The sequence below is a fragment of the Streptosporangium becharense genome (genome assembly GCF_014204985.1).
Lineage (GTDB): Bacteria > Actinomycetota > Actinomycetes > Streptosporangiales > Streptosporangiaceae > Streptosporangium > Streptosporangium becharense.
Genome location: NZ_JACHMP010000001.1, coordinates 4492401 through 4519195 on the forward strand (window position 1 = coordinate 4492401; position 26795 = coordinate 4519195).

A 26795-nucleotide genomic window follows, 5' to 3' on the forward strand; every position below is an offset into this window, starting at 1 on the left:
CGATCACGGAGGACGCATGACGATCAGGGTGCTCATCGCCGACGACCAGGGCATGGTCAGAACCGGCTTCACCGTGTTCCTGGACGCCCAGCCCGACATCGAGGTCGTGGGTGAGGCGGTGAACGGGCGGGAGGCGATCGAGCGCATCGCCGAGCTGCGGCCGGACGTGGTCCTGATGGACGTGCGCATGCCGGTCATGGACGGGCTGGCCGCGACCCGGGAGATCCTCTCCCCCGGCCCGCGCGAGGAGTCCGGAGAACGCGGGGAGCGGACCGGTTCCGGCGAGGACGACGGGCGCCCGCCGAAGATCCTGATCCTGACCACGTTCGATCTCGACGACTACGTCTACGAGGCGCTGCGGGCCGGGGCCAGCGGGTTCCTGCTCAAGGACGCCTCCGCGCAGCAGCTGGCCGAGGCCGTACGGGTGGTCGCCGCCGGGGAGGCGCTGCTGGCGCCCTCGGTGACCAGGCGGCTCATCGCGGAGTTCGCCCGCGTCGGGCCGCAGCGCCCGCGCGTTCGCCTGGACGGCATCACCGAACGCGAGACCGAGGTGCTCGTCCTCATCGCCAAGGGCCGCTCCAACCAGGAGATCGCCGAGGAGCTCGTACTCTCGGAGCAGACGGTCAAGACCCACATCGGCCGGATCCTGGCCAAGCTGAACCTGCGCGACCGGGCCCAGGCGATCGTGTACGCCTACGAGTCCGGGCTGGTCCGCCCCGGCGAGTGAGGTCCCCAGGGGACCGTCCCACGCCCCGCTCCCCGGGATGGCGCCGCCTCCCTCCCTCCGGGGGGTGACGTGAAGGTGAGCACCGCGGTGTGACGCGAGTTACCGATCTTGATTCGTAGCGTCCTGTCTCGTTCCCCCGAACCGGACAGGAGGCCCCCGTGCTCCGCTCCTTGCTCGCCGTCGCCACCGCCGCGGCGCTCACCTACCTGGTCGTCCCCTCACCGCAGGGTGACCGGATCATCCGGGTCTACGGCGATCTCAGTACGACGGAGCACGTGGCCGTCATCGTCCCCGGCGCCGACACCACGTCCGCCACCTTCGACGGCGGGCGGGCCAAGCCGTACAGCACCCCCGGAGGCGGGGCACGGGCGGTGCTCGCCCAGGCGCGGGAACTGGATCCGGCAGCCCGGCTGGCCGTGGTCGCATGGCTCGGGTACGACAGCCCGGCGACCGTCAGCCTGGGGTCCGCCACCGGCTGGGCTGCGGAGAAGGGCGCCCCGGCGCTGCGGCGCTACGTGAACGAGACGCTCCGCGGCAAGCGGGTCAGCCTGCTGTGCCACAGCTACGGGTCGGTGGTGTGCGCCAAGGCCGCGCCGGGGATCCGGGCGGACAACCTAGCCGTGTTCGGCAGCCCCGGGCTCGGCGTCTCCTCGGCGGCCGAGCTGGGCGGGGTCCCGCTCTGGGCGGGCAGCGGCACGGAGGACTGGGCTCGCGGCATCCCCAAGATCAAGATCGGCCCGCTGGGCTTCGGCCGCGATCCCGCCGAGCCCGGCTACGGTTCCCGGGTGTTCGCGGCCGGCGCCGCCGGGCACAGCGACTACCTCGCCCCCGGCGGCGAGTCCCTGCGCAACCTCACCCTGATCGCCCTCGGGCGGACCGCCGAGGTGTCCCATGCGTGACCCGACCGAGCGCCGTACGGCGGCGCGAGTCGAGGCGATGACGCCGCCGGGGCGGGACCGGGGGGTGGACGCGCTGCGGGCGCTGGCGATCGCCGGGGTGGTGCTGGGGCACTGGCTCGTCACGGCGTGGGTGCTCGGGCCCCGGGGGACGGTCGCCGTCTCCAGCCCGCTCGCGTTCATGCCGGAGCTCGCGCCGCTGTCGTGGGTGCTGCAGACGCTGGCGGTGTTCTTCTTCGTGGGCGGGTACGCCGCGGCACGGAGCCTGCGGACTGCGGATGATCGGGCGCGGGCGGAGACGGCGGGTCCGGCGCGGGCGAGAACGGACGGTCCGGCGCGGGCGGCGGCGGGTCCGGCGTGGGTGCGGGCCAGGATGGGGCGGCTACTGCGGCCGGTGGGCCCGCTCCTGCTGGTCTGGGCGGGGATCGCGGCGGGGCTGGCGCTGCACGGCGCGCCGTACGCGACGGTCAGGGCGCTGGCGCTCCCGGCGCTCGGGCCGATCTGGTTCCTGGCGGTCTTCGCGGCGCTCACCGCCGCCACTCCCCTGCTGCTGAAACTGCGGCCGGGCGTCACCGCCGCCTCGGCGGCCGCGGTGGTGCTCGCGGTGGACGCGGTCAGGTTCGGCCTGGGCGGGCCGGCCTGGCTGGGGTGGGTGAACCTCGCGGCCGGGTGGCTGGTGCCGTACATGCTGGGGGTGGGCTGGGCGGTCGGCGGGCTCGCCTCCCGGCGGACGGCGGTGGCGCTGCTGGCCGGAGGGGCGGCCGGGGCGGCGGTCCTGGTGGCCGGGTTCGGCTATCCCGCGAGCATGGTGGGCGTGCCGGGGGCGGGGGTCTCGAACCTCAGCCCGCCTACGCTCGCCGCCGTCGCCTTCGGGCTCGCCCAGGTGGGGCTGGCGCTGCTGGCGCACGGGCCGCTGGGGCGGCTGATGCGTCGGCCCCGGCTCTGGGCCGCGGTGGCGCTGCTCAACCTGTTCACTATGACGATCTTCCTCTGGCACCTGACAGTGGTTGCCGTGACCGCCCTGGCCGCACTCCGCTTCGGCGCCGTCCCGGGACTGCTCACCCCGCCTGCCCACCTCTCCTGGCTGCCGGAGCGCCTGGGCTGGCTGCCGGTGTTCGGAGGGCTGCTCGCCCTGGCGGGGGCAGCGGCGAAGCGGTTAAATGACAGAGTGTCGCGATCAGCTTGACGCGGCCTTCGCATGTTTGTGACACTGTGTCACGAAAGGCCCCTGCGACTGGAGTTGCCCCAAGGCCAGGTAGTTAAGCTCTTTGAGCTGATGGCAAGAGCGCCGCGGAGATCGGCTCGGCGGTGTAGACACCTGGTCTGATCTTGCGGATGAGTTGGCTGACGGCCCAGCGCGATAGCTGCCGATACATCGTGTTCAGGGTGACATCACCGAGGTGGTGGGCGATGTCGCGGGCCTTCCACGGGCGGTGGGGGTTTTGGTGGAGGAGGGCCAGGACTTGATGTTGTCTGCGGCGGTCGGCCGCGGTCATGGGTCGCTCGTCTCGGGACGCGGCAGGCAGTGTGGGTGGTGGCGGCAGGAGGGTGATGTCGAGGTCGGTGATGATGCGGCTGCGGTCGGGTCTGCCGTCGTCCAGTCGTTCGTTGTAACGCGAGATGGGTGATTTGACCTTGCGGGTGCTGACCCGTGGACGGCGGGGTGGTAGCAGCGCGGCCAGGATGCGGTGTCCGATGGTTGCGACCAGGCCGGTGATGGTGCCGGGGGCATCCCTCGGCTGAATCACCAGGTCGCGGGCGGCGTGCAGGGCGAGGGAGAAGCTGCAGCGGTCGGGGTCGGTGCCGGGCCGGGACTCGGCGGCATCGACCATCACGGTGCGCAGCAGTTGATAGAGCGTGAGCACCGACGACATCTCCTGCTCCAGGCCGGCGGGGTCGCCTGAGCGCAGGATCCGTCCTTGCATGATCGTGTGGCGCAGTGCGTAGTAGGCCGACTCGTGTTCCCATCGCTGGTGGTAGAGCCTGACCAGGGCGGCGGCCGGGTAGCGGCGGGCGTCGGTCAAGGTGGTGGCCAGGCGGTAGGTACCGGTGAAGGTGGTGCCGTCGACGCAGATCACGGTCACCTGGGCCTCGATGACGCGGATCTGCAAGGCGCCGATCACCGACAGGTAGGAGCCGTCGGTGAGCATGGCCAGTATGGGGGTGCGCCGGTTGTTGCGCAGCCGGCCGAGCACCTGAGCGCCGGTGGCGCTGGTTAGGACGGTCTGAGCTGGCCCCACCCGCGGCTTAGGTTCTAGATCTCGTCGCAACACCTGGCTCGAAGGGTGTTGGGGGCTCACCCAAGGCCGGGTAGTTAGGGTTTCTGGCCTGCTGGCAAGGGGCCGGGGGAAGCCGTGGTCGCGGTGTAGATGCCGTGGCCGATCTTGCGGATGAGGCCGCGTTCGGCCCAGCGAGACAGCTGCCGGTACATCGTGTTCAGGGTGATGTCGCCGAGGTGGAGGGCGATGTCGCGGGGGTGCCAGAGCCGGTCGGGATGTTCGTGGATCAGTGTCAGGACGCGGTGGTGGCGGCGCTTGTTCGGGGTGGTGTGCCGGTCGTCGCGGGAGGCGGTGGGGAGTGTGGGCGGGGGATCGAGGAGGGTGATATCGAGGCTGGTGACGGCGCGGCTGCGATCGGGTCTGCCGTCGGGGCGGCGTTCTTTGTAGCGGGACATGGGTGACTTGACCTTGCGGGTGCTCACGCGCGGGCGGCGCGGTGGGAGCAGGGCGGTCAAGGTGGCGTGGCCGATGGCGCCGACCAGGTCCGTCCCGTCGGTGATCACACCGGTGGCCTGGAGGACTTGGTCGCGGGCGGTCTGGAAGGCGATGGTGAAGGAGCAGCGGTCGGGGTCGGTGCCGGGGCGGGACTCGGCCGCGTCCACCATCACCGTGCGCAGCAGTTGGTAGAGCGTGAGCAGGGCCCACATCTCCTGTTCCAGGCCAGGGCGGTCGCCGGAGCGCAGGACGCGGCCGTTCATGATCGTGTGACGGAGAGCGTAGTAGGCCGATTCGTGTTCCCACCGCTGGTGGTAGAGGTCGACCAGGGCCGCGGCCGGGTAGCGGTCGGCGTCGACCAGGCTGCTGGCCAGCCGGTAGGAGCCGACAAAGACGGTTCCGTCCGCGCAGGTCACGGTGATGCGCGCCTCGATGATGCGCATCTGGACAGCGCCGATCACCGACAGATAGGAGCCGTCGCCAAGCCGGCGCAGGATGGGAGTGCGCCGGTTACCGCGCAGCCGGCCCAGGACCTGCGCGCCGGTGGCCCTCACCTCGGCCAGGAAGTCGTTGCTGTCGAAGCCCTTGTCCCACAACACCAGCATGTCCGGGGTCAGTAGGTGCAACAGCCGCCGGGCATAGCTCGTCTCGCCCTCGCTGGTCGGGCCGAAGACCGCGCCGATCACGGCGCGGGTGCCGGTCTCCACCAGCGTCATCAGCTCCAGCAGGGGGTAACCGCCGTGCCCGACCGAGCCTAGCCATGCCTGGTTACGGGCGGTGTCGGGGGCCTTCAGCGAGCTGCAGCCATCGAAGGAGACCGGGCGATAGGCGCCGAACCTCGCACCTGGTGTTCGACGCCCGGCCAACGGCCCGGACACGACCTCGAACAATCGGCGCATCGACACGCTGCCGACCCGCCGACGCAGGTCACGCAGAGCTTTGGCGGTCGGTGTCACCACCACCAGCCCGGCCAGGCCCGTCGTCAGCTTCTGCCAGACCAGCCGGTAGCCGATCTCCGGGAACAGGCACATCGCCAGCAGGAAGTAGACGCCGACCCGTGAGGGCAGGTCCCGCAGGCGGCGCTGCACGGTTCGGGTCTCGTCCAACACCGCGTCGACCAGCTCGAACGGCATCAGCGCGGTCAGCTCCCCGAGGTGCCCGGGCGCGAACACGCCCTCGGCTACCGTGACACGACGGGTGATGGCAGACTGTGCGGACAGCGGAGTCTCCTCACGAAGAGCGATCTTGGCCGAAAGCCCTTCTACCGGAGCTCCGCTCCTTCGTTCACGCCCCGTTCACTCTGTGAGACGCTCTTGCGCCGCAGCTCCAGGCTCTAACTACCCGGCCTTGGGGGCTCACCCCGAAGTGTGGACACCGATCGTTATGCGGCGAGCAGCACCCTATCGACGGTCTGCTGCTCGTAGTCATTCGGGCTGAGGTAGCCGAGGGCGGAATGTCTTCTTCGGGTGTTGTAGCGGGTGATCCACTTGAAGACGGCCAGGCGGGCCTCACGTGCCGAGGGCCAGCGCTTGGCGCCCTGCAGCGTCTCGCGTTTGAGGCTGGCGTTGAACGCCTCCGCGGCGGCGTTGTCGGCGCTGGTGCCGACGGCTCCCATGGATTGGTGTACGCCGAGTTCGGCACAGACCTTGGCGAACTCGGCCGAGGTGTACTGGGCTCCATGATCGGAGTGGAAGATCGCGCCGTCCAGGCTGCCCCGGATCGCGGCGGCGGCCCGCAGCGCGTCGGTCACCAGCTTGGTGCGCATGTGGTCGGCGATCGACCAGCCCGCCAATCGGCGTGAGCCCAGATCCAGCACGGTCGCCAGATAGAGGAACCGGCCATCGCCGACGGGCAGGTACGTGATGTCGCCGACGTAGCGCCGGTTCGGGGCCGGTGCGGTGAAGTCCCGCTGGATCAAGTCGGGCACCTTGTGATGCGATGGCTCGGGCACCGTGGTGCGCACCTTCTTGCGCAGGTGCAGCCCGACGATGCCGGAACGGCGCATCACTCGTGCGACCCGCTTGTGGTTGACCCTGCGCCCCCGGGCCCGCAGCTCAGCGGTGACGCGTGGACTGCCGTAGGTGCCGTCGAACGCATCGTGGATCTGCTTGATCTCCTCCGCCAGCGCGGCATCGGCCGCGGCCCGCTCCGCCCGGGCTGGAGCGGCCTTGCGCCACCGGTAGAACCCCGAGCGGGACACCTTCAAGATCCGGCACAGCCGCTTCACGCCGAAGGCGTCCCGATGGTCGTCAACGAACTCGAAGCGGCTCACCAGTTCGTCTCTCCGGCGAAATATTTCGCCGCCCGGCGCAGGATGTCGCGCTCCAGCTCCAGCTCCAGCTCCCGGATCCGGGCCTTGAGCTGCTTGTTCTCCTCTTCCAGCACGTCGTCGGACGATAGCGGGCCCCGCGCTAGCCGCTTGACCGGGCCCGCCTTCTTCGCCCCGGCCGTGCCGTTCGCGCGGGCCTCCTTGACCCACAGGCGCAGCGTCTCGCGGTTGATCCCCAAGTCCCGGGCCACCGACGCGTACGTCCGCGCCGGATCAGACAGGTACAACGCGACGGCGTCCGCCTTGAACTCCGGCGGGTACGACTTCATCGCCACGTGGAACTCCTTGTCTCCGGATTTCCATCATCCGGTATTCAAGGTGTCCACACCTCGGGGGCAGGGCCCAGTGACGGGCTAACCGCCCTGCTGCGTTCGCTGCAATTGCTCGCCGTCGACCCAACCCACCTGCCCTCACATAAGGGCCGTACCCCCAAGTAGCGCGAACTGGTCCGGCTGACCACCCACCACCCGATCCAGCTGCTACTTGTCGCCAACGGAGCCCGCTGGTGGTTCACCGCGCAGGCGGCAGGCGGCACGGTCAAGCTGATTCCGCAGTAGCTACTGCACTGCCCGAGCTTGATGTCGATGCCCCAACCCCTGATCCGTAGCACGGTCGGCGCTGTCCAAGGGTGACACGAACGCCTGTTCAGAAGCGATGTCCGACGTCGGGGTTCCACAGCCGTCCGTGGTTGTCGGGTGTTGTGTTAGCACTATGTTAGCAAGCTCAACCGGCACCGACTCCGCTCTGCTGCGCGCTCAGCAATCACTCTGCTGTCCATATCAGCAAGCAAGCCACGCTAGACCGATCGGGTCGGCCCTCCTAAGCATCCCTAGATTGGGACTACTTTTGTCTCAGTTGCCCGAATGGAACGTACAGATAGTCGAAAACGGTTTCATAACAATATGCTCTCCTCTGGCATCGGTGGCCATCCCTGCTGTTAAGTATGCTCAGGCAAGGTAAAGAAGTTGCTGGATGCACAACCCTCTGTCACGGTGCGAAGGGGGATGTGGTGGCGACTCAAACAACCCCTCAGGAGAGCAAGCGGTCAGTGTTCATGCACTCGGTCGCCGGCCAATCCCGCGCAATCCCCGATTGGTTCACGGCGTGGCTCCGCCTGGGGATCACGACAGCCAAGGGGTCGCTCGAATCTGCTCAGCGGCAAACTGTTGTAGCCGTCTCAGTCACAACGCGGCTCCAGAGCGCAGCAGCCATCGCCCTCGGGTACGTCTGCCAGCGCTACACCCAGCGTAACCGCAAGCCTCTGACAGCCGACTGGTCAATCTCCCTCAGTGATGTCACGCCTGGAACGCGGATCTGGGTGAGGACTCCGAAACGAGTCATCGTTGGGGACTACCTCACCGGCCTACCGGACCGCCTCTATTTGAATACCCCCAAGACGGGAGCGTTCCAGACCCGGTTGGTGAAGGAGGTTAGGACGCCTCCACCTGGGGTGTTAACAGTCGGCGCAACAACCTATTCCGACACGGAGACCACCTTCGTGAAGTCTCTGCTGCCCAGCGCAGACCCAGAGGAGTTCCTCTCGTCGTGGGATTGGGGTCTCTTGCTTGTGGGGTCGCCTGAGCGCATCTACGGCGACCTGGCCGAGCAAATTTCGACGCCGAACGGTCTTCGGTTCGGCCCTATGAGTTCGATCGTCCGGCCGATCGAACTCACGGCCCCTGTGGGTTGGCGCAGTTCGGTCATGTCCTCCCGGGCGGAGACACCCGCCTGGGAGGCGTTCCCCACTTCACCGCACTTAGTGATCCTCGACGGGGCCTATGCCACGAGCCGGTGGCTCCCCGAATGCCCGGCCCCTGTAGTCATCGCCATCCTGGAGCGAACCGAGCCGGGCGTGGACGCGGCGGTGGCCACCTTGATGCAGGAGCGTGCCTACGCAACACCTGTCCGCGACCATGAACTTGGTTGGAACGCACCAGCGGGCTGCGAGGTTCTGGCATTCAGGAGGGCACTGTGAATGGCATCGCCCTCGCCGACAGCTATTACCGCAGCGCCGAGGCAGCCCCGCAGCGCGTTCATGTGGATGACGCTGCGGCGCACCGGTTTTCCCGGGAAGTCCGATCCCTGCTCAAGGCACTCCAGGACGAACCCGACTCGCCAGCCTGGGAATCCTTATCACGTCTCGCCAACGCCGCTCGATGGCGAGGGCTCTACGACCCTGTGCCCTTCTCCAGCGCGGCGTCCACCACCGCTCCGCTGCTCAGAGAACTCGTATGCTCAGCTGAAGCCCTTCGCATTGGTGCTCCCGTCCACCTTCTGCCATTACTCGACTCCTTGCGGATGACAGCGGAAGCGTACGAGTCCGGAGGCAATGAACCATTCGGATCCGCAGTGATGAGCACGTTGGAGGAGGTGGATCCTACCAGCGCCTGTTTGATTGCAAGGAATCGTCGCACTGCCCTCGCGCTCGCGGACTGGCTGCGATCTCGGCACGGTCAAGCACCTTCCGTCTTCGTGCCTGCCGAATATGCCCGCCACGAACCACTCCATCTCGCCGTCGTCTGTGGGCCGAGTTTCGTCTTCCCTCTTCAGCTACTCACGACACCCCGAGCCATGGCGGTCCAGCTTGTACACCATCACTGGGTTCGCGACGAGGAGAAGATCCCAGGGCTTTTCGGCCAATTCGCCACGATAACGCTAACAACACGGATCCAGGAGCCCATGCGCCCAGCGGTGAGCTGGCAACCGTGGAGCGGCACTCCAGCCGCCGAGCTCCAGATCGCTCCCGACTGGGAAAGCGTTCTGGCTTCCGCCCCCCGGACTCTGGCCAAGGATACCGAGAAGGTGCTTGCCCGCCTTGCCGTACTCGGCGGGAAGCATGCGATCTGGCTCCCAGTTGAGGGGGAACGCATCCGTGGCCTGGACCCCGCCGCGCCCCCGGGTGAGCGCGTGACTTCCCTGCCCATGTCCTCTGTAACTCAAGGCACGATTCTCATCCTCCGTGCGGGGGTCAGTGAAGCCGCGACTACTCGGGAAGTGGCCTATGGGCTGCTCGGAAATACCAAGGGCGCTGAGGTCAGGCACCTGCAAGAGGATTGGAAGTGCCGGCTTCGGCGGCTACTTGACGATCAAGGGCCGACGGCGATCACTCGGCGGCTCGCCGCACTCGGTGTCGAGGTTCACAACATCTCGCACTGGGCCCATGAGGAGCTCATCCAACCGCGAAAGGTCGAGGACTTCAAGGTCCTGTTGCGCATGCTCGGGATCGGGGATGTAACCACCTACATCGAGGCAGGTCAGGTGCTGCGCCGAGCCGTTGTCACGGCCGGACACCGCCTCATGGAAGCATTGGAAAGCAAGGCCAACAGCTGCGATCTGCATCAGCTAGAAGCTGGTGGCGTGATCGAACTCCATTTGGATGACGTTCCCGGTGCCGCCCCAATGACCGCTTACCAGGTCCTGGCACTTCGAGAGGAACCGACTGCGGTCGCCCTCCGCGATTGCCGCAGACCTTTCGCGATACGAGGAGTGGAATGGCTCGAATGATCCCCCCGGTGATTGATCGAGGCGCGCCGCCCGGTGAGCGGCGCCTTTTCGAGCGGCTCCGGAGCGATCCTGGGACAGACGGCTGGATCGTGCTGCATTCGCTGCACATCGCCCAGCACCGCAGACAGGTGGAAGGCGAGGCGGATTTCGTCATCATCGTTCCCCGCCTGGGAGTTCTGTGCATGGAGGTCAAGTCTCATCGCACCGTCAGCCGCGACAGCTCGGGCACGTGGCATCTAGGAGCTCAGCAACCGACTAGTCGTAGCCCTTTCACGCAAGCTGCCGAGGCCATGCATAGCCTGAGGGCCTTCCTCGGGAGGAGCAGGCGCGATCTCACGCACATTCCGTTCTGGTCAGCGGTCTGGTTCACAGACGCGAATGCGACAGCCGTACCGTCCTCGCCCGAATGGCACCATTGGCAACTCCTTGATCGCGGTGATTTGATCCGCCATCCCGTCTCCAGGTCGCTGACTTCCGTCCTGGTCCAGGCACGTCGTCATCTGTCGGCCACCCGGCCCAGCTTTGACGCCGCGCGAAACGAGCCTACGGAAGCTCAGTGCGAGGAACTGGCCACGAAACTCCGCCCGCGCTTCGAACTGGCAATATCACCGGCCGACGTACGGCGCCTGCGAGATGACGATCGCCTGACGTTTTTGCAAGAACAGTACGATGCCCTTGACCTCATCGAGTCCGAGCCCCGGGTGCTGTTCGCCGGCGCAGCCGGCACAGGTAAGACCTTCCTGGCGCTCGAAGCTGCCCGGCGAGCCAGCCTCCAGGGGCAGTCGGCGCGAGTGCTCTGTTTCAACCAGCTGCTGGGCAGATGGCTGGCCGACCAGCTTGGGAATTTCCCGGGCGTGCGTGCCGGGACCCTCCACCGTGCAATGCTCGACCTGGCCCAGGTGAAGGTACCCGGAGATAATCCGGGTGCTGACTGGTGGCAGGAGGAACTGCCCGATCTTGCGCTTGAGGTGTTGTTCGAGCGAACCGATCCCGTCGATGTCCTGATCGTCGACGAGGCTCAGGACCTCTGCGTCCCAGGGTACTTGGATGTGCTCGACCTCATGGTCAAGGGCGGTCTGGCCGCGGGGAGATGGCTCATGTTCGGTGACTTCCAGCGGCAGGCGATCTATGGCCAAGGTGACGGCCGTATAGAGCTGACTGCGCGCGGCCCATCGTTCTTTCAGCCGGTCCTGCACCACAATTGCCGCAACACCCCGCGCATTGGCCAGGCGGCGGCGCAGCTCACCGGCCTGGGGAACGTCTACCGGAAGTTCCGGCGTCCCGATGACGGCATTGATGTCGAGTACTACAAGTACGGCTCGCCGTCCGAGCAGGAGACTAAGCTCGCCCGGGCACTTGATGCCCTGTACAAGGACCATTACCCACCCGAGCAGATTGTCGTGCTCTCCGCCCGCACTCAAGGCGCCGCCCATATCAGCACCTCACCCGCTCTACGCCAGCGGCTGAGCCCTTACTCCTCGGCCAAAGCTGGCCAGACCGGATACTCGACCATTCATGCGTTCAAGGGGCTCGACGCGCCGGCCGTCATTGTGACTGACGTGGAGTCGGCTGAGGGGCCCGGAGCAGAGGCTCTGCTGTATGTGGCCTTAAGCAGGGGTTCCGATCGGCTCATCGTGCTCGCCAAGGATCAGGCGATGCGCCAGATGGCGCGCAATCTCGGCAGGGGGTACGCGTGATGGCGGATTTCCTCGGCTCGCGAGCGCAGGTCCTCAACGACCTGAAGGCTGAGCTGGTCGGCCCCAAGCCGCTCGGGAAGGCACTGAATCTCTCGAAGACCATCACATTTGCATCGAAAGAAGAGGCTCGCGGTCCCTGGCGGGATGCCGCCACAGGCGAGGAAATCCTTCACGATTTCAGGCCACTTCGCCGGTACGGCACAGCCGTACTCGCTCCGGCAGGTGAGGAAGAGACTCTGGAGGATTCACTGCCAGAATTTGGCACTGTTTCTGACGAGGTCCTCGAACCGCTGATCAGCGACCAGCTCGTCGAGAAGCGCCAGTCGGACATCTCCAAGATCAAGCAGGAGCTGGACGATGATCTGGATCTCTCCCTGGCGAATACCCGGAAGCAGAGCACGATGGGCATCTCGGTCCACTGCCAGCTCCCCGACGCCGCGAAAATTGTCGTGACCGCATCATTCGGCCGATACAAGCCCTTCCAAGTGGACATCGCGGGTAAGGCCGTGGACCCCTGGTGGGTTCGAAGCCCGGTCTCGGTGAGGGCGGTTTTCAGCGCGAAGAGCCTGGCGCCCACGGGAGTTCGCCGCATGGTGTATCCCGACGAGGTAGCCGTGGAGGGTGCCGATGGCCTGGAAATCGCAGTGCGCGCCTACAGCCGACGTATCGACGGCAATCACCTGATCACGCTCACGGTCACCAACCGCTCTTCCGGCCGGGGCGATCAAACATCGCTCTTTCAGGCAGAGTTCTCCGCCCTAGTGGAAGGCGGAGGCGTGTTCCTTCCCTACCCGGAGGAGCGTGGCCGCCGCGACCTGGACGCCGAAGAGCAATCGATCGCGCTGCTCTACCGGCATCACCAGACCTTCGCGCTCGGCCATGGCTGCGCGGCGAACTGGGCTCGCGAGCCGGGCGAATCGACGACTCGGGTCGATGCGGTTTGCCTGCCGACTTTCGAAACGCCGAGTATCACGCCGGTGATCCGCCGCGAGAACGGCACTGAGCTCGCTGTCGGCATGAAGGTACTCGCCGCCCCAGAGCGGCGAGACGAGGCAGCATCCCAAGTAGAAGAGATCATCCGGCGCTATGAGCAGTGGATCACAGACCGCTGGGGGGAGGTTCCTGACCAGCACCGGCCCGCTGCAGAGGCTCACCTTCGCCAATGCGAGGCGGCTCTCGCTCGCATGCGCCGCGGCTGGGAGCTCATCTGCACGGATGGGCAGATCGCCACCGCCTTTCGTCTCGCCAACCAAGCCATGGTTGACCAGCAGGCAAGGTCAAGCGTCTCCCCCAGGGAGACCTTGCTCGATGGGCAAGGGTTTATCAGCGTTGAGGGAGACCCCCCTACGGGTGAACTGCCTCCCGGACGCGGAGACTGGCGTCCCTTCCAGATCGCCTTCTTCCTGGCCGTTGTCGAGTCAATCGCTTTCCCCCAGAGCGATGACCGGGACAACGTTGAGCTGATCTTCTTCCCCACAGGGGGAGGCAAGACCGAGGCTTATCTGGCCGTGGCTGCCTTCGCGATGTTCCTGCGGAGACTGCGAGATCCCGGTGACGTCGGGACTGAGGTCATCATGAGGTACACACTCCGGCTTCTGACCGCGCAGCAGTTCCTCCGTGCAGCAGCTTTGATCTGCGCCATGGAACAACTCCGCGCTGGCCGTAGCGACCTGGGCAGCGAGCCGTACACCATCGGCATCTGGTTGGGTGGCGCAACGACACCAAACAGGCGCGACAAGGCGGTGGAGGCGTGGAAGGACATGGCCAAGGAGCCTGCCCAGGCAGCCAACAAATTTTTACTGCTGCGCTGCCCATGGTGCGCGGCAAAGCTTGGGCCGACCGCCGAGCAGATGAAGGCCCGCGGCAGACGGATTCGGCATTCAGTTATTCCCGGATACCGTTATCACCGGAATCCTGATCGAATTGCCCTGGAATGCCCCGATAATCGATGCCCCTTCCACCGAGGACTGCCCCTACTGGTCGTAGATGAGGACATCTACGAGAAGCCGCCCTCGATGGTGATCGGCACAGTGGACAAGTTCGCCATGATTCCGTGGCGGCCCCTGGCCCGGGCGCTCTTCGGGCGAGACGGGTCGGGGCGGCAGGTCGCCTCTCCTCCTGGCCTGATCATCCAGGATGAGTTTCACCTGATTTCTGGCCCACTCGGCTCTATGGTGGGTATGTACGAGGCGGTAGTCGAAGACCTCTGCACCGATCGCCGCAAGGCAGTTCCAGTCAAGCCAAAGATCATCGCTTCCACCGCCACCATTCGGCGATATGCGCAGCAGGCGAAGGCAGTGTACGGCCGGGATCGGGTCGCTCTCTTCCCGCCATCCGGACTGACCGCCGAGGACTCCTTTTTCGCCGTATGGGCGCGGGACGAGCGGACCAAGCAACTGCTCCCAGGTCGGCTCTATGTTGGAGTTCACGCACCAGGCCTGGGCTCGATCCAGAGTGTTCAGGTCCGGACAGCCGCGGCACTCCTCCAGTCCGGAGGATACCTGCCCGACGAGCAGAAGGATCCTTGGTGGACTTCCCTATGGTTCTTCAACAGCCTCCGGGAACTGGGCAACACCTTGTCTCTGATCCAAGCGGACATCCCGGATTATCTTGTCGGCATCCGGCGACGCGAAGGAATCGAACAGGCACGCTTCCCCCGGACCACCATGGAGCTCACGAGCCGCCGCCGGAACGACGAAATCCCGCGTGCGATCGACGAACTGGCCACCGACTTCGCCACCGGTAAAGCCATCGACATCTGCTTAGCATCCAACATCATCGAAGTCGGCGTCGACATCGACCGGCTCTCTCTCATGGCCGTCGTCGGCCAGCCCAAGACCACCTCTCAGTACATCCAGGTCACCGGCCGCGTCGGCCGCCGATGGCAGGAACGTCCTGGTCTGGTGGTCACGCTGTATGGTGCCGCCAAGCCGCGTGACCGCTCCCACTACGAACGTTTCCGCAGCTACCATGAACGCCTCTACGCCCAAGTGGAGCCAACCAGCGTCACGCCCTTCGCCCGTCCGGTCCTGAGGCGAGCACTCCGTGGAGCACTGGTCGCGCACGTCCGGACGACCGGATCCGTGGATCTGCCATCGTGGCCTCTTCCTCATGACGAGGCTGATGTTGCAGCTGGCGTCCTACTCGCCAGGGCCGAGCTGGTTGATCCCGAGGAGCTCGACGCCGTCGAACGCGAGGTCACTCAAGCGCTCCAGGAGTGGGACGACTGGGACCGCGCGAAATGGGAGGCGAACCCGGTAACGGGTGACCCCCTCAACGGTTTGATGCGGTACGCCGGCACGGCCGAGAGCAGCGGCAAGCCTTCCTGGCCGGTGCCCACGTCGATGCGCAACGTGGACGCAGAATGCCGTGCCGCGATCACCGATGCCTTCAACACCTCTGGGGAGGTCTCATGACCAGCGGCAACATTCGCCGAGCTCAGCTCATCTCCCCGTTCGGAGTGGGCGCGATGACTGTGATGGTGGACGGCACTTCCGTCATCACCACTGGGCTCGACCACTGGTTCGAAGGCGAGGACGTTGACGTAAGCGAGTTCAGGATCGACGAATGGCGACTGCAGAAGCGGCTGCGCGTCAGCCACTTCCGGCTGCCACCGGACTACCGGCCCCGGGTCCCGGGAATGCCCAATAGTCCCAACCTCCTGCTCACGATTCCCTTCCTCCGGTTCCCGAGCTGGAGCTTCTGCCCGTACTGCAAGCGATTGGAGGAGCAGCCACTCGCTTACCACGGAAAAGCCCGCTGCCCGGATAAGCAGCACCAGGCGGGCGGCAAGCCCGCTACCAAGGGGCCCGCGATGTCTCAGGTTCCCTTCGTGGTGATCTGCGAGAAGGGACATGTCGGCAACTTTCCCTGGCGGGAGTGGGTTCATCGCAGCATCCAGCCGTCCTGCCGTGGAGTTCTCCGCCTAAAGGCCGTGGGCACCGGTTCCCTATCCGGACAACTCGTCGTGTGCGAAGGGTGCGGCAAGGTTCGCACGCTGGAAGGAGTCACTACGGCTACCAAGGTGGATGGTGAGGCGTCGACCATCCTTAGCAGCCAACTGGAAAAGGGCGCCGACTACGCCTGCGACGGATGGCGGCCGTGGCTTGGCGGAGCGTCCCAGCCATGCGGTCATCCCTTGCGGGGCAGCCTGCGGGGCGCATCTAATGTCTACTTTCCCCTGGTAGAGAGCTCTATCTACCTTCCGCAGAGTTCGAGCACTGTACCGCCTACGCTCTTGGAGATCCTCAATCGCCCGAACTTCGTGACTGCGATGAATCTCGCGCGGAAGACCGGGGACGTGACCGTGGCGACCGTTCGCATGATCGACGAATACAATGTACTCAAGCCGTATACAGACGCCCAGATCCAGCAAGCCCTTGATGAGGCATACGGCGGCGAAATGGCGGAGGAGGTTTACGACCTCGATGAGCTCACCCCAACACAATGGCGGCGTCCCGAGTACGCCATGCTCCGCAACGAGATCGACCATCCAAACCTTGTAGTGAACTCCGCGGCCGTGCCCTACGAGCATGCCATAAGAAATAACTTTTCCCGTGTACGGCTGGTGGAATCGCTGCGCGAGACTCGCGCCCTATGGGGCTTCACCCGATTGGTCTCTTCCGGTCTCAAACTCAAGGAAGGCAAGAGCAGGCTCTGGAAGAACCAGCCCTCCCCCGAACGAGACTGGCTCCCGGCCTACACCGTCTCCGGGGAGGGCATCTACCTTGAACTCGACGAAGAGCGCCTGCGTGCATGGGAGAGGCGTGATGAGGTCCAGGACAGGGCAAACCGCATCGCGGAGCGATACCGCGGCCTTCCCGCCGATCGTCTGCTCACTCCTAAGGAGATTACCCCGCGCTTCCTCCTGATCCACACCATCGCCCATCTGCTCATCAACCAACTGATCTTCGAGTGTGGTTACAGCACCGCCTCACTCCGGGAACGGCTATATGTCTCCGACGAGCGCGACGCGCCGATGGCGGGAATGCTGGTCTATACGGCTGCCGGAGACGCCGAAGGCACCATGGGCGGATTGGTCCGGATGGGCAAGCCGGGGTATTTGGAGCGCGCGTGGGCGGCGGCTCTGGCGAACGCCGAATGGTGCTCGACCGATCCAATCTGCATGGAAGCCGGCGAAGGCGGTCAGGGGCCGGATTCCTGCAACCTCGCTGCATGCCACGCGTGCGCTCTCCTGCCAGAGACTGCTTGCGAGGAGTTCAACAGATTCCTTGACCGTGGACTCGTCGTCGGCTCGCTGACGGAACCCAAACTCGGGTTTTTCAGCTGAGATGGATGCTGGCGTCACCAGCCTCCCCTTTCCCGACGCCTGCAGGTGACGGGCCTGTCTAGAGCCATTGTTCTTACAGTCCTGGCTTTCATCGATCGCGCCACACGATGGATGCGAAGTCCGTGATCGTCACGGCCCTCAGTTGCGATGCCCGCTGTAGGAGAGCGTGGATTGTAAGGCTGGTCTGCCTCGTTCGACCTGCAGGAATAAGCTGTCCGGCTCGTCGGGCGGACAAGATCATCCCGCGCATGTCCCTGCGCGATGCGACTGTGTAATAAGCATTCGGATGGTCATACTCGCTGCTGTAGCACCGCGAAGCGACGTGTGGTTCATGCGCGTGGTCATGTTCGGCCTGATTGTCCGTGCCGCATGACTTCATCGACGATGCGAGTGGCCGCTTCCGATGGATCTTCGTGCTCCCATACACGAATGACACGCCACCCTGCTTGATGCAGGTGCTCGTTGGTGGCTATGTCGCGAGCGACGTTCTTGGCCAGCTTCTCTGACCACCACGTGTCGTTCGAGGCAGGACGGGTGGCGTGCTCAGGACAGGAGTGCCAGAAACACCCGTCTATGAACACCGCGACCTTCGTCCGTGTGAAGGCGATGTCGATGGTCCGCCGTTTCATGCCAGGTATTGGCCAGGCCACTCGATACCGCAGCCCGTGGGCGTGCAGCAGCTTCCGCACGGCGAGCTCAGGGGCAGTGTCCCTCCGACGTTGCCTGCTCATCCGTGCCGACACGTCGGCCGAGCTGGGAAGAGGCATGGTAGCCACGCCATAACGGTATAGCTCATCCACGGTCCTAGGCGCCACTGATGCCCCGCGTTCCAGACGCGGTTGCCTGCACTCTTCGACATGTCGACCTCTCGAAGGGGGCGGAGGCATGTAGTCAATCAAAGCGACTCCACGAAAACCGGGGTACATCACCTGTTTAGCTCCCGTCGTAGGCCACCTGCAGTCGTATGGTGCCCTTCGCCGTGTGCAGAAAGGCGTCACCATGTCCGGCCAGAGCTTCAGCTCCGGTCTCGTCCAGAATGATGCGACTGTCGGTCGCGGTCTTGACCCGCAGAGCGAGTTGGGCGGGGAAGTTGGAGCGGATGGTCGTCGAGATAACGTCCGCGCTCGGGCGCTGCGTGGCTGCGATAACGTGGATGCCCGCAGCGCGGGCCTTCTGCGTTAGGCGCTTGAGCAGTGCTTCGATTTGCTTCTTCTCTTCAGGGTCGCTGGTGAGGTCGGCGTACTCGTCCAGGACGACGACGATCCATGGCTTTCGGTCTGCTTTGTCGACCTTAGCGTTGTACTCGACGAGCTTGCGTGCGCGGATCGCCTTCATGTCCTTGTAGCGCTCGTCCATCTCTTTGACGGTTTCCTCAAGAATCTCGATCGCGTCGGCGGCGTCCATACCGATCATGCCATCAAGGTGAGGGTCGTCCTCGAAGTCGACAAGCTCGGTGCCCTTGGGATCAACGAGGCGGAGTCGCAGGGCACTCTTGTCATACCGGATCAAGCCCTTGAGGATCGTGTCCAGGGCAACGGACTTTCCTGATCCAGTAGTGCCAGCCACCAGCAAGTGCGGTGAGTCCGCGGAGGAGAGGTCGATGGTGACCGGGTTACCTTCGATGTCGGCGCCCAGCGGGGCGATGAGGCTCTCGGGATCGACCGGGCACTGCTGCCACAGTGCCTTGGCGTCGACCCCGTACTTTTCGTCGTCGATCTTGGGGATTTCGAAGAGTACGGAGCCGCGGTCGCTGCGGGTGCGAATGCTGAACCCGGAGGGCAGCGCCAGAGCCAGGAAGATCTCGTCACGCCGGTTGGTCAGTTTGTCCACGGTGACCCCAGGATTGGGGATGAATCGGAAGATGTAGAAGCCGGGCCCCTCCTGCCACTTGCCGAACTCCGGGGAGCTGACCGCGACCTTGTGGCGGACGAAGACGTCAACGACCTTGTTGTATCGAAGCCGCAGCTCCTCCTCGGGGAGCCCACCGCGGTGAGCCTTCGGAGGGACAGGATCCGCCTCTGCGGCAGAGTGGCGCGCAATTACCACTCTCGGCACGTTTGTTGGAGCAGTCGTTCCGACCACCTCGGCAGGTGCCGTCGGTTCTTCCGGAGTAGGCAGTTTGGCGGAAATGTCTGTCAAGGTGGTCTGAACGGCGCTGCCAGAGACCTTCACGGTCCCGCCGAGGTCCCTAGAGGCAACAAGGGGGTCTGCATCGGCGGGGTCCTGATTTGCGCGCAGAGCGCCGATGAGGTTCAGCAGCTCGTGCTTGTTCAACCTCACCAAGGTGTGCTTGCCGAGGCTTCCGACCACGGGAGCCGGCTGATCGTCCTCGGCTGAGATAGCCACAGCAACGCCAGTAACTTGACCGAGCTGGACATCCTCGGAGCGCAGGGCGTCAAGGACCTTCGCCTCGACCTGACGGTGGCCGTCGTCGCCGATCACGGTGCGAGCTGGAAGGTCTGCAGCCTTTAAAACGTTTCCACTGCTCTGAGCGATCGCGGCGGCAAGCTCGTCCAGCCAGAAGGGACGGTCGTGGCGAACCTCGCCGTCCGAGCGAAAGGCATCCTCGCACAGGTCGGTGGTGCGGTTGAGTTGTTCCTCGGCCGAGCCGACGTCAAAGGTCTGGCGGAACTTGGACTCGGCGACCAGGATATCCAGGCGAACCATGCCGTCATCCTGGACGGTCAGCACGAAGCGGCCCAGATCAGCACGAGTCTTGTGTCCCCGGCCGAACCAGCGGTGGTGCTCGTCGAAGCTGATCCAGGTGACCAGGCTCGTGCCCTGCCGAGGGACGGGGAACTGCTGGTCAATGACGAACCGGGTGGCGACCAGGCCGACGACTTCGTTGACCGTGGTGCCGATACCGAGGGAGCGCAGCACGGCACCAGGGGCCACATTACGGCCTACCTCGTAGATCCGCTTAGCGGTGCCTTCGGAGTCCTGCGGAGTAACGACCCCGATCTGCTCCAACCGGCGCCGCAGTCGCCGGACGACGAACTGCTGGCCGGTCTGTGAGCTGACAATAAGGGTGTAGGACTCGTTCTTGCCGACTCTGGGCTTGACCAGGATGACGTCAGGGCGGTTACGCAGGGCATCGATCTGCTCACGTCCAATGAAGCTGTCGAGAGTGACGACCCAGTGGGCCACGCGGTGCAGGGTGGTGAACAAGTCCTGGTGCTGGTCGAACCGCACCTGCATCTCGAAGTAGTCGATGCCGTCGACGCTCTCCCGAGAGACCGGGGAACGGCGGTCGTAGCGCACGCACAAGGTCGACCAGGACTCAAGAGTCTCGTCGGCGGTCTCGGGCAACAGCGCTCTTACGACGTTCTCGCTGGTTTGAGCCAGGTTGTGCGAGGCCGGGTGCTTCCAGGAGTTGAAGGAACCCGACAAGGATTCCTTCTTGGTGCTCTCCTTGATACTAGTCTGGGTGCCGAACAGCGCGGGAGCCAGGGCGAGGTCGATGGTGTCTTCCAGCCCTGACAGGTCTGCTTCCTGGTCGGGCTCCCATGCTTGCAGGATGAGTTGGACGTCGGGCAGGAAACTGTCCTCGGACATCTCTGCGCCGGAAAACTGCAGGTCAAAACCCTGAATGATCTCGTGATGGGTTGCTTGGGGAGCCAGCACGACCAGATCGACCTTCAGACGAGGGCTCTTGGCCCGCATCTGCTTTGCCACGCGCATGGGCAGGACAGGGTCGCCGTTGCGGTCCAGAAGTAGTACGCGTAGGCCGTCGAGCTTGTGAGGGTAGGTCGTCAGGTAGTCGGTGATGACGCGGACCATCTCATCGATCGCGGTCTCATCGACACTGGAGAGCCAGTCCTTGGACTCGTTGCCGCCATGGCGGACAGGCGCGTACTCCTCATGTCCGGCCGATTCCCGCATCGGAATGGCAATCGTGCCGCCGGGCCCGACGAGGATCGCAGGTGTCCCATGGGGGGAGATACGATCGATGGCGTCGAAGAAGAGGTCCTCGTTCTCCTGGTTGAGACTCAGCCCTCCCTCCTTGTTCAGGGCCGTCTTGATGCTGCCGGCGGCCTCCGCGTAGTTCTTTGCCAGCCAGCGCAGCTTCAGCGGGTGGGTGGCCAGCATCATCATGCGGTGGTCGGCCAGCCCGACGACATCGGTCAGGACGACGGCCTCAAGGTCTACGTTCGGGGCGTTGTTGGGAACCAGGGCGGTGCGAGCTGCGCGGAGTATGCCTTCCCATTCGCGTACGTATTCGTTGATGTTCTCGGCCTCGAGCCCGTCGGAGATCCGCTTGAAGTGCTTCTGTTTGAGGCGCTCCATCTGGCTGGCGAAATGTGATGTGGGTTCGGGCACGGGCTCGTCGACCTGCCAGTGCCTGGGCTCGTTGAACTTCTGAAGGAAGGTGTCAAAGGTCAGATTGCTGACATGGCCGGAGGGAGGTCTCCAGCCGTGGATGAGGGCCGCCAGAGCGATCTGGCCAGGGATGCCCAGGGGGTCCCAGCGGAAGCGTCGCTGGGCGGCACCGTCCATCTCGACCAGGATGCGCAGCGGGGCCCACTCGATGTTCGGGTCAAACGGCTCGTCTTCCTGCGGCAGGCGCGGCTTGGTCAGGTCCAGCAGGCACTCCTTGACCTCGAGAGTCAGGCGAAGTCCGGTGGAGTCCTGGACATCTCGCAGGGTGCGTGCGTACAGGAAGGCGAACAGCCAGCGGCTCCACTGTCCGGCTTCCTGGTTGCCTTCAAGCCCGACGACGACGGAGCCTTCCTCTTCGTCGGAAAAGTAGGTCAGCTCGCGCAGCAGGGCACGCAGTGGGTCATGGACGAATTGAGAGTCCGGGAAGGCGAGTTTTTCGACTTTGCGGCGACATCGCTTGGACAGCAGGTCGGCTAGCGGTTCGGTTCCTCCGACGGGAGCCTCGTCAAGGAAGCGCTGTGCGGATTCCTGGTCTCCGCGGTCGAGCGCGTCTTCGATCATCATGGCGTCGTACTCGTCGACCCGCTCTGCGGCGCTCCGCTCGATCTCCTGACGGATCTGCTGGCCCAGGCCGATCTTCTTGGACTTCTGCTCGAACACTTCAAGCCATAGGGTCAGGTCCTGCTCACGGCGAAGCTGACGAGCATCCTGCGGGGTAGAACCATTGAGCTTGAGTACCAGGCTGCGCATGCGCGTTCTGGCAGTATCGGCGTCCATGCCGATGTGCTCCAAGGACTCCTCGCTGAACTCAGTCGTGGCGATGCGATCTATCAGGTCGTCCTCGGTGATCTCCTTGCCGGTGGGCTGTTTGAAGGCACTGACCCAGACGTTCTTCTTGATTCGGGCGGGCAGCGCAGCGGGCTTGATGAAGAGCCCTCGGTCCGGAAAGAGATCAAGAGCGGGCAGGGCTGCAGAGATCTCGGAGTAGACCACGTCAGGGGTATGGACCTGAGTTGCTGCGACTTTCTGCGCGGTTTCGACCAGGAAGGTCGCCCAGCGGCGCAAGGACCGGGGCGCCTCATCGGTGACGGCACGCCAGATCTCCGGCAAACGGGTGGCCATGAGGGCCGGAACGGTGCCGATGCCACCGGCCTCCCGCCACGCTTCTGCCATGAACCTTTCGAACCCGCGCTCGCCGGAGGTGTCGTGGTGATCCCCCAGGATCGTGGCGTCGTCAAGGGCGTTCATGGCCGCCAGCCCCTGTGCGTCCGGCGACTCCCCCCATTCGAAGAGCAACACCGCCGTACCCTGTCCCGAATTTCGCCACTTGGTCAGCTGGTCCTGCGGATCCAGCAGGTAATCAACCGGTACGCCTTCGATCGGCTCCGAGGTGCCGACCTTGACGACAACCTGACGGTCCGGCGATTCCAACAGCCTCTGGGCCGTGCGACGGAGAGCCTCGGCCACGGTCGGCCGATCGAATCCACTGACTCGCAGGACGGCACGGGCTCCGCTGATATCAGTGACCTTGCGCAGCGCTTCGTCGGCGACGAACCGACCGAGCGCTCGGATACTGCTGTCGGTCACCGGGGTTCCCCTCGAACCATGCTGGTTGCATCTGAATATTGAGTGAGCAGACCGATAGCGGCCAGCTTTTCCCGGAACGCCTTGCCGTTGTGGTCAAGGATCGACGGGTCGACCTCGTAAGCCAACGGGCTCGCAGCCGCGACCTTGTTCTCCACCACGAGCCCGTACTTCTCGTACAGCAATGCACAGAACTGGTCAAACTCCATCTCCGTGCCCTGCGGGACGGTGGCAGATACCAGACCCTCAAGCATCGGGGGCTTCATGGTGAAGTGTCGGCGCCCGACCGTCGCATTCAGGGCTCCCACAGCAGCGAGGGTCTCACTGAAGAACGCTCGGGGAGAGGCGACCGCGCTGCCGGCCTCTTTGGTGAACCTTTCGTAGCGGCGCTTCCTGTCCTCGTCACCTTCGGCTTCGATTTCGTCGATCATTTCCTGAGCCTGGACATTGATCGCGTTCACGATGTCATTGCGGAAGCCGGTGAGGTTCTTCTGCGACTCTCTGCGCAGCGGGGTTGCCTCGTTGCCGAAGTCCAGCAGGATCGACTCGTGATCGGTAACACCGAGCTTCGTCCGTGCGAGGTGCAGCTGGTGGCGTGCCAGGCAGTAGGGGACCCAGTGCATGAGGCTCTCGGTGCGCTTTGCTCTGGGGACCGTCGCAATCCGAGTGACAATGTTGCGGGTCCCTTCCCTCAGCAGATCAGGCCACGGGCTGAGATCCTCGCGCAGCTCGATTCCTGCGTCTGGGCCCGCCACGGGCGCTTCGTCGTAGTCGAAGTCGTGCGCGCTGAGGGCCTTGGCAAGGTTGCCCAGCGGAGTGCCGCTGTCCTGTACGAGGTCGGTCAGGCCCTTTCGAGTCGCTTCCTTGCGGTCGGCATCAGGGTCGCTGCGTAAGACTTTGTAGGCCCATCCCCCGCCATCGCGGAAGAGGTAACGCTCGATACTCGGAGCATTGATGCCAGCAGCGACCTTGCCGGCCTGCTTGCGCTTCTTGTCGCTGCTCTTGGAGGAGGCATCGGTTTGCTTGATTCGTCGTTCGACTGCGTCGTAGTGGATGAGCTCACCAACGAACGGATAAATGTGCACGCCGAACCAACCGGGTTGGCTACGACGCCCGGGGATTTCGACCAACAGGGAGGAGAACAGGGCGTGGAGCGTTGCCATCGTCTCAGGGGAGTCCAGCTCGACGGCCTTGCTTAGTTCCTCGTTGCCCTCGACGATGGGGGACCTGGTCGCGATCCGCCGGACCAGGTCGTGCGAGGTCCTTCTATAAGCTGTATCGGCTCCGCCGTCCAGGAGCCCTGCGAACTTCTCCGGGTCTTCCTGATGCGCCAGGTAGACGCCACGGGCGATCGCGAGCATCTCGAGCGGGACGTAGAAGCCGCGGCCCTGCCGTTCGAGATTCACCCCGAAGAGACGAAGGACAACCTCAGCCTTGGAACGATCGGCCATCAGGCGCGCACCGACCTGATCTTATCGCCGACGTCGATCATAAGTTTTCTCATGGCGTTGCCCGCCAATACCTGAATCTCGTCGTCCTTGTTCGACGAGTCGGCCAGCTCTGCCAGGGATCCACTCAGACCGCGGATCTCTGCCTCATGCTGGACCTCGCTGCGCAGGCCCGCGGCCCACCGTGTCAGCAACTCAAAGCGCAACAAGTCCGCTTCCACCGAGACCGCGTCTTGGTCAGGGGTGACGGCCGGGATGCGGATGTAGATGGCCCGGTTGAGCCACTCGACGGCGTTCTGCATCTCAGGGGCGACGCCCGTCCGGCCTCTCTCTTGCCACTGGGTGATCTGGTCGACAACCTCGACACCCTTGCTGGGCACTCGCCGAGAGATCACGGCCGCGCGGCCGCGGTGGGTGAAAAAGGCCGGGTCGAGTATCAGGAAGTCGGGGTTGCTCCCTGCCCGGTGGATGCCCTGGACGGCCTCCAGGCCCTTGAGAAAGCGGTCTCGTACCCTGGTGTCTGCCGGGTCCCGGTTCTTGTCCTGGACACTGACGAAGTCGTCGCCGGCCTGCAGCCCCATGCGGGCGAACCGGTCCTTGTTGTCGTCGCTGTTGAAGAAGTCGGCTCGTCGCAGGAACGTGTACACGCTTCGCAACTGTTCGGCCTGCTTTTGGACGTCCCGACTCGTACGGACCTTCTGCAGGTAGCTACTGGCATCCGCGGGAGGGAAGTCGCTGGCCGTTTCCGGGTCCAGCCGGTCGTCGACCTGGCGGCGGGAGACCTTGCCCGGGTCCAGTTTTCGTAGTGCGAAGAAGGCAGGTACCAGATGACGCTGTTGCTGGGTCAGCCGGTCACCGAAGAGGGCCTGGTGGTACAAGTGGGGGGCCTGCCATAACCTATTCGAGTGCGACCGCTGGTACTTGGCGTGGACGTTCTCGCAGGAAAGGCCACCGGTTAGCATGTAGCTGGTCACGGCCAGGGCCTGACGGGTCGTGAGTACGGCCCCGGTGCGCTCGGCCGCGGCGAACACGTCCCGGATCGCGGCCCGGCGCTGGGGCCCGTGGGTCGGATCGCTGAGCTCGTTGCGGTTGGCCAGGATTGGGCAGACTTTCCGTGCATCGCAGGTCTCGCAGGGCTTCCATCGCGACCATTGCGTCGTCGTCCACTGCTTCAGGACCCACTGGATGAGCCCGCCGTTGGGGCTGTCGGCCGCTACGGACTGGTAGTTGAGGTTGATGACGGTGACTGTGCCATCGGGGTCGCTGACCTGCCCGCGGAGGATGCCTTCCGTGAGGGTCGTCACCAGGATCTTGGCGCGCCCCGTGCCGCCTTTGCGGAGACTATCGTCTTCGGCGGCGCACTTGCGTAGCTGGCCCTCGTTTGCACAGATGATCGCGACACCCCCATCCGCAGGGTCGAGCAACTCCACGAGCTTGTGAGCGCCCGCCTGCACGCTGAGCTCGCTGAGATCCTTAAGGATGTACAGCGGGCGTCCGCTACGGGTCCGACCAATAGGGCGGCTGGCATCGCCGGCCTTGGACAACTCGCGGAAAACCGTCTTCCGGATCTCTGGTGTGACCGTCTCGGTGTCGGCCTGCAGCTCGGCCAGAAGGCTGGCGCACAAGCTTGTCTTGCCATGCCCGGCGTCCCCGGTCAGGACGATGGTTTTCATGGTCGGTCGCTCAATGGCGCTCAGCAGGTAGTCCAGCGTCACGACAGGGAACAGCGACTGCGTCCAGTCTTCCTGCAGCTCGTAGATCATCTCGGAGGTGTCGGCGTCGAACGGCTGGTAACGACGTATCCGTTGAACGTGTTTGTTGACCTCTAGCGGCATGCTGCTGTCCTTTGTCGACCGAGCCGAGAGCGTTGTGAAATTCTAGCTGTCGGGGCCGCTGTCGGTAGGTCAAATTCCCTGGCCGAGCGCTGAATTCGCCTGGTTCACGCTGTGTGACTGTGTTAGAGGCCGCGAGAATCATTGATCATGATTGGTGATGAGACACTCAATGTTGACTGCGATCGCGCTTAAGACGTGTGCGACCTGAGCTTTGACGACCTCTGGGTAGCAACAGCGCGCATTCGATGGTCGTTGATGAGCTTATTCAGGATGCCCGTGATGCCAGCAGGTGAGGCGTGGAACCGCCGCGATCAGCACGTCAGGTTACATTCAGATACCGGTCTACGTACACACTCATCCTTGATCGAGTGCGGTGACCGCTCGTTCCGCC

At 64.6% G+C, this 26795-nt stretch carries 15 protein-coding genes; 8 read left to right on the plus strand and 7 right to left on the minus strand.

Annotated features, from left to right (window positions below; translation table 11 throughout):
• The first annotated feature begins 16 nt into the window (after positions 1-16).
• The 3 genes from F4562_RS19900 (at position 17) to F4562_RS19910 (ending at position 2809) form a co-directional block, all read left to right on the plus strand.
• Positions 17-727: a response regulator gene (locus F4562_RS19900; protein WP_184547124.1), complete on the plus strand. Its 711-nt coding sequence runs from the start codon at positions 17-19 to the stop codon at positions 725-727.
• Between the two features lie 158 nt (positions 728-885).
• The gene (locus F4562_RS19905) at positions 886-1626 is read left to right on the plus strand and encodes an alpha/beta hydrolase (RefSeq protein WP_184547122.1); all 741 of its coding nucleotides are present in this window, start codon (positions 886-888) and stop codon (positions 1624-1626) included.
• Positions 1619-2809 carry an acyltransferase family protein gene (locus F4562_RS19910; protein ID WP_184547120.1) on the plus strand — a complete coding sequence of 397 codons (1191 nt, stop codon included), beginning with the start codon at positions 1619-1621 and terminating at the stop codon, positions 2807-2809. The genes F4562_RS19905 and F4562_RS19910 overlap by 8 nt, the downstream gene beginning before the upstream one ends.
• Positions 2810-2882: 73 nt before the next feature.
• On the opposite strand, the gene F4562_RS19915 is transcribed toward F4562_RS19910, so the two are convergent.
• The 3 genes from F4562_RS19915 to F4562_RS19925 form a co-directional block, all read right to left on the minus strand.
• Positions 2883-3863 carry a hypothetical protein gene (locus tag F4562_RS19915; RefSeq protein ID WP_184547119.1) on the minus strand — a complete coding sequence of 327 codons (981 nt, stop codon included), beginning with the start codon at positions 3861-3863 and terminating at the stop codon, positions 2883-2885.
• 74 nt (positions 3864-3937) lie between these two features.
• Positions 3938-5509, minus strand: coding sequence for an IS4 family transposase (locus tag F4562_RS19920; RefSeq protein WP_221522787.1), 1572 nt, complete (start codon positions 5507-5509; stop codon positions 3938-3940).
• 209 nt (positions 5510-5718) lie between these two features.
• Positions 5719-6941 (minus strand): IS3 family transposase gene (locus F4562_RS19925; RefSeq protein ID WP_375782492.1). Its coding sequence is split into 2 segments (ribosomal slippage): positions 5719-6626 and positions 6626-6941, totalling 1224 coding nucleotides; the frame shifts between segments, so codons are not numbered across the junction.
• A gap of 773 nt (positions 6942-7714) precedes the next feature.
• Between F4562_RS19925 and F4562_RS19930 the strand changes: the two genes are divergently transcribed.
• The 5 genes from F4562_RS19930 to drmB are packed head-to-tail and all read left to right on the plus strand — an operon-like array spanning position 7715 to position 17157.
• Positions 7715-8641, plus strand: coding sequence for a hypothetical protein (locus F4562_RS19930; RefSeq protein WP_184548929.1), 927 nt, complete (start codon positions 7715-7717; stop codon positions 8639-8641).
• Positions 8638-10170, plus strand: a complete 1533-nt coding sequence (locus F4562_RS19935) for a DISARM anti-phage system protein DrmE domain-containing protein (RefSeq protein WP_184548927.1) — start codon at positions 8638-8640, stop codon at positions 10168-10170. The genes F4562_RS19930 and F4562_RS19935 overlap by 4 nt, the downstream gene beginning before the upstream one ends.
• Entirely contained in the window at positions 10158-11867 is a 1710-nt protein-coding gene (locus F4562_RS19940; RefSeq protein WP_221207986.1) for a nuclease-related domain-containing DEAD/DEAH box helicase, read from the plus strand. The genes F4562_RS19935 and F4562_RS19940 overlap by 13 nt, the downstream gene beginning before the upstream one ends.
• Entirely contained in the window at positions 11867-15283 is a 3417-nt protein-coding gene (locus tag F4562_RS19945; protein ID WP_184548925.1) for a helicase-related protein, read from the plus strand. The genes F4562_RS19940 and F4562_RS19945 overlap by 1 nt, the downstream gene beginning before the upstream one ends.
• Complete coding sequence (gene drmB / locus F4562_RS19950; protein ID WP_184548923.1) at positions 15280-17157, plus strand: DrmB family protein; 1878 nt, start codon at positions 15280-15282, stop codon at positions 17155-17157. Before F4562_RS19945 ends, drmB begins: the two co-directional genes overlap by 4 nt.
• Positions 17158-17498: 341 nt before the next feature.
• Here drmB and F4562_RS36405 read toward each other — a convergent pair whose 3' ends face one another.
• The 4 genes from F4562_RS36405 to F4562_RS19970 are packed head-to-tail and all read right to left on the minus strand — an operon-like array spanning position 17499 to position 26404.
• Positions 17499-18158: a very short patch repair endonuclease gene (locus F4562_RS36405; RefSeq protein WP_312872148.1), complete on the minus strand. Its 660-nt coding sequence runs from the start codon at positions 18156-18158 to the stop codon at positions 17499-17501.
• Complete coding sequence (locus tag F4562_RS36410) at positions 18091-23124, minus strand: FtsK/SpoIIIE domain-containing protein (protein ID WP_184548921.1); 5034 nt, start codon at positions 23122-23124, stop codon at positions 18091-18093. Before F4562_RS36410 ends, F4562_RS36405 begins: the two co-directional genes overlap by 68 nt.
• A complete protein-coding gene (locus F4562_RS19965; protein WP_184548919.1) occupies positions 23121-24572 on the minus strand; it encodes a hypothetical protein in 1452 nt (483 codons plus the stop codon). The genes F4562_RS36410 and F4562_RS19965 overlap by 4 nt, the downstream gene beginning before the upstream one ends.
• On the minus strand, positions 24572-26404 hold the full coding sequence (locus F4562_RS19970; RefSeq protein ID WP_184548918.1) for a hypothetical protein: 1833 nt from the start codon (positions 26402-26404) through the stop codon (positions 24572-24574). The genes F4562_RS19965 and F4562_RS19970 overlap by 1 nt, the downstream gene beginning before the upstream one ends.
• Positions 26405-26795: the final 391 nt, after the last annotated feature.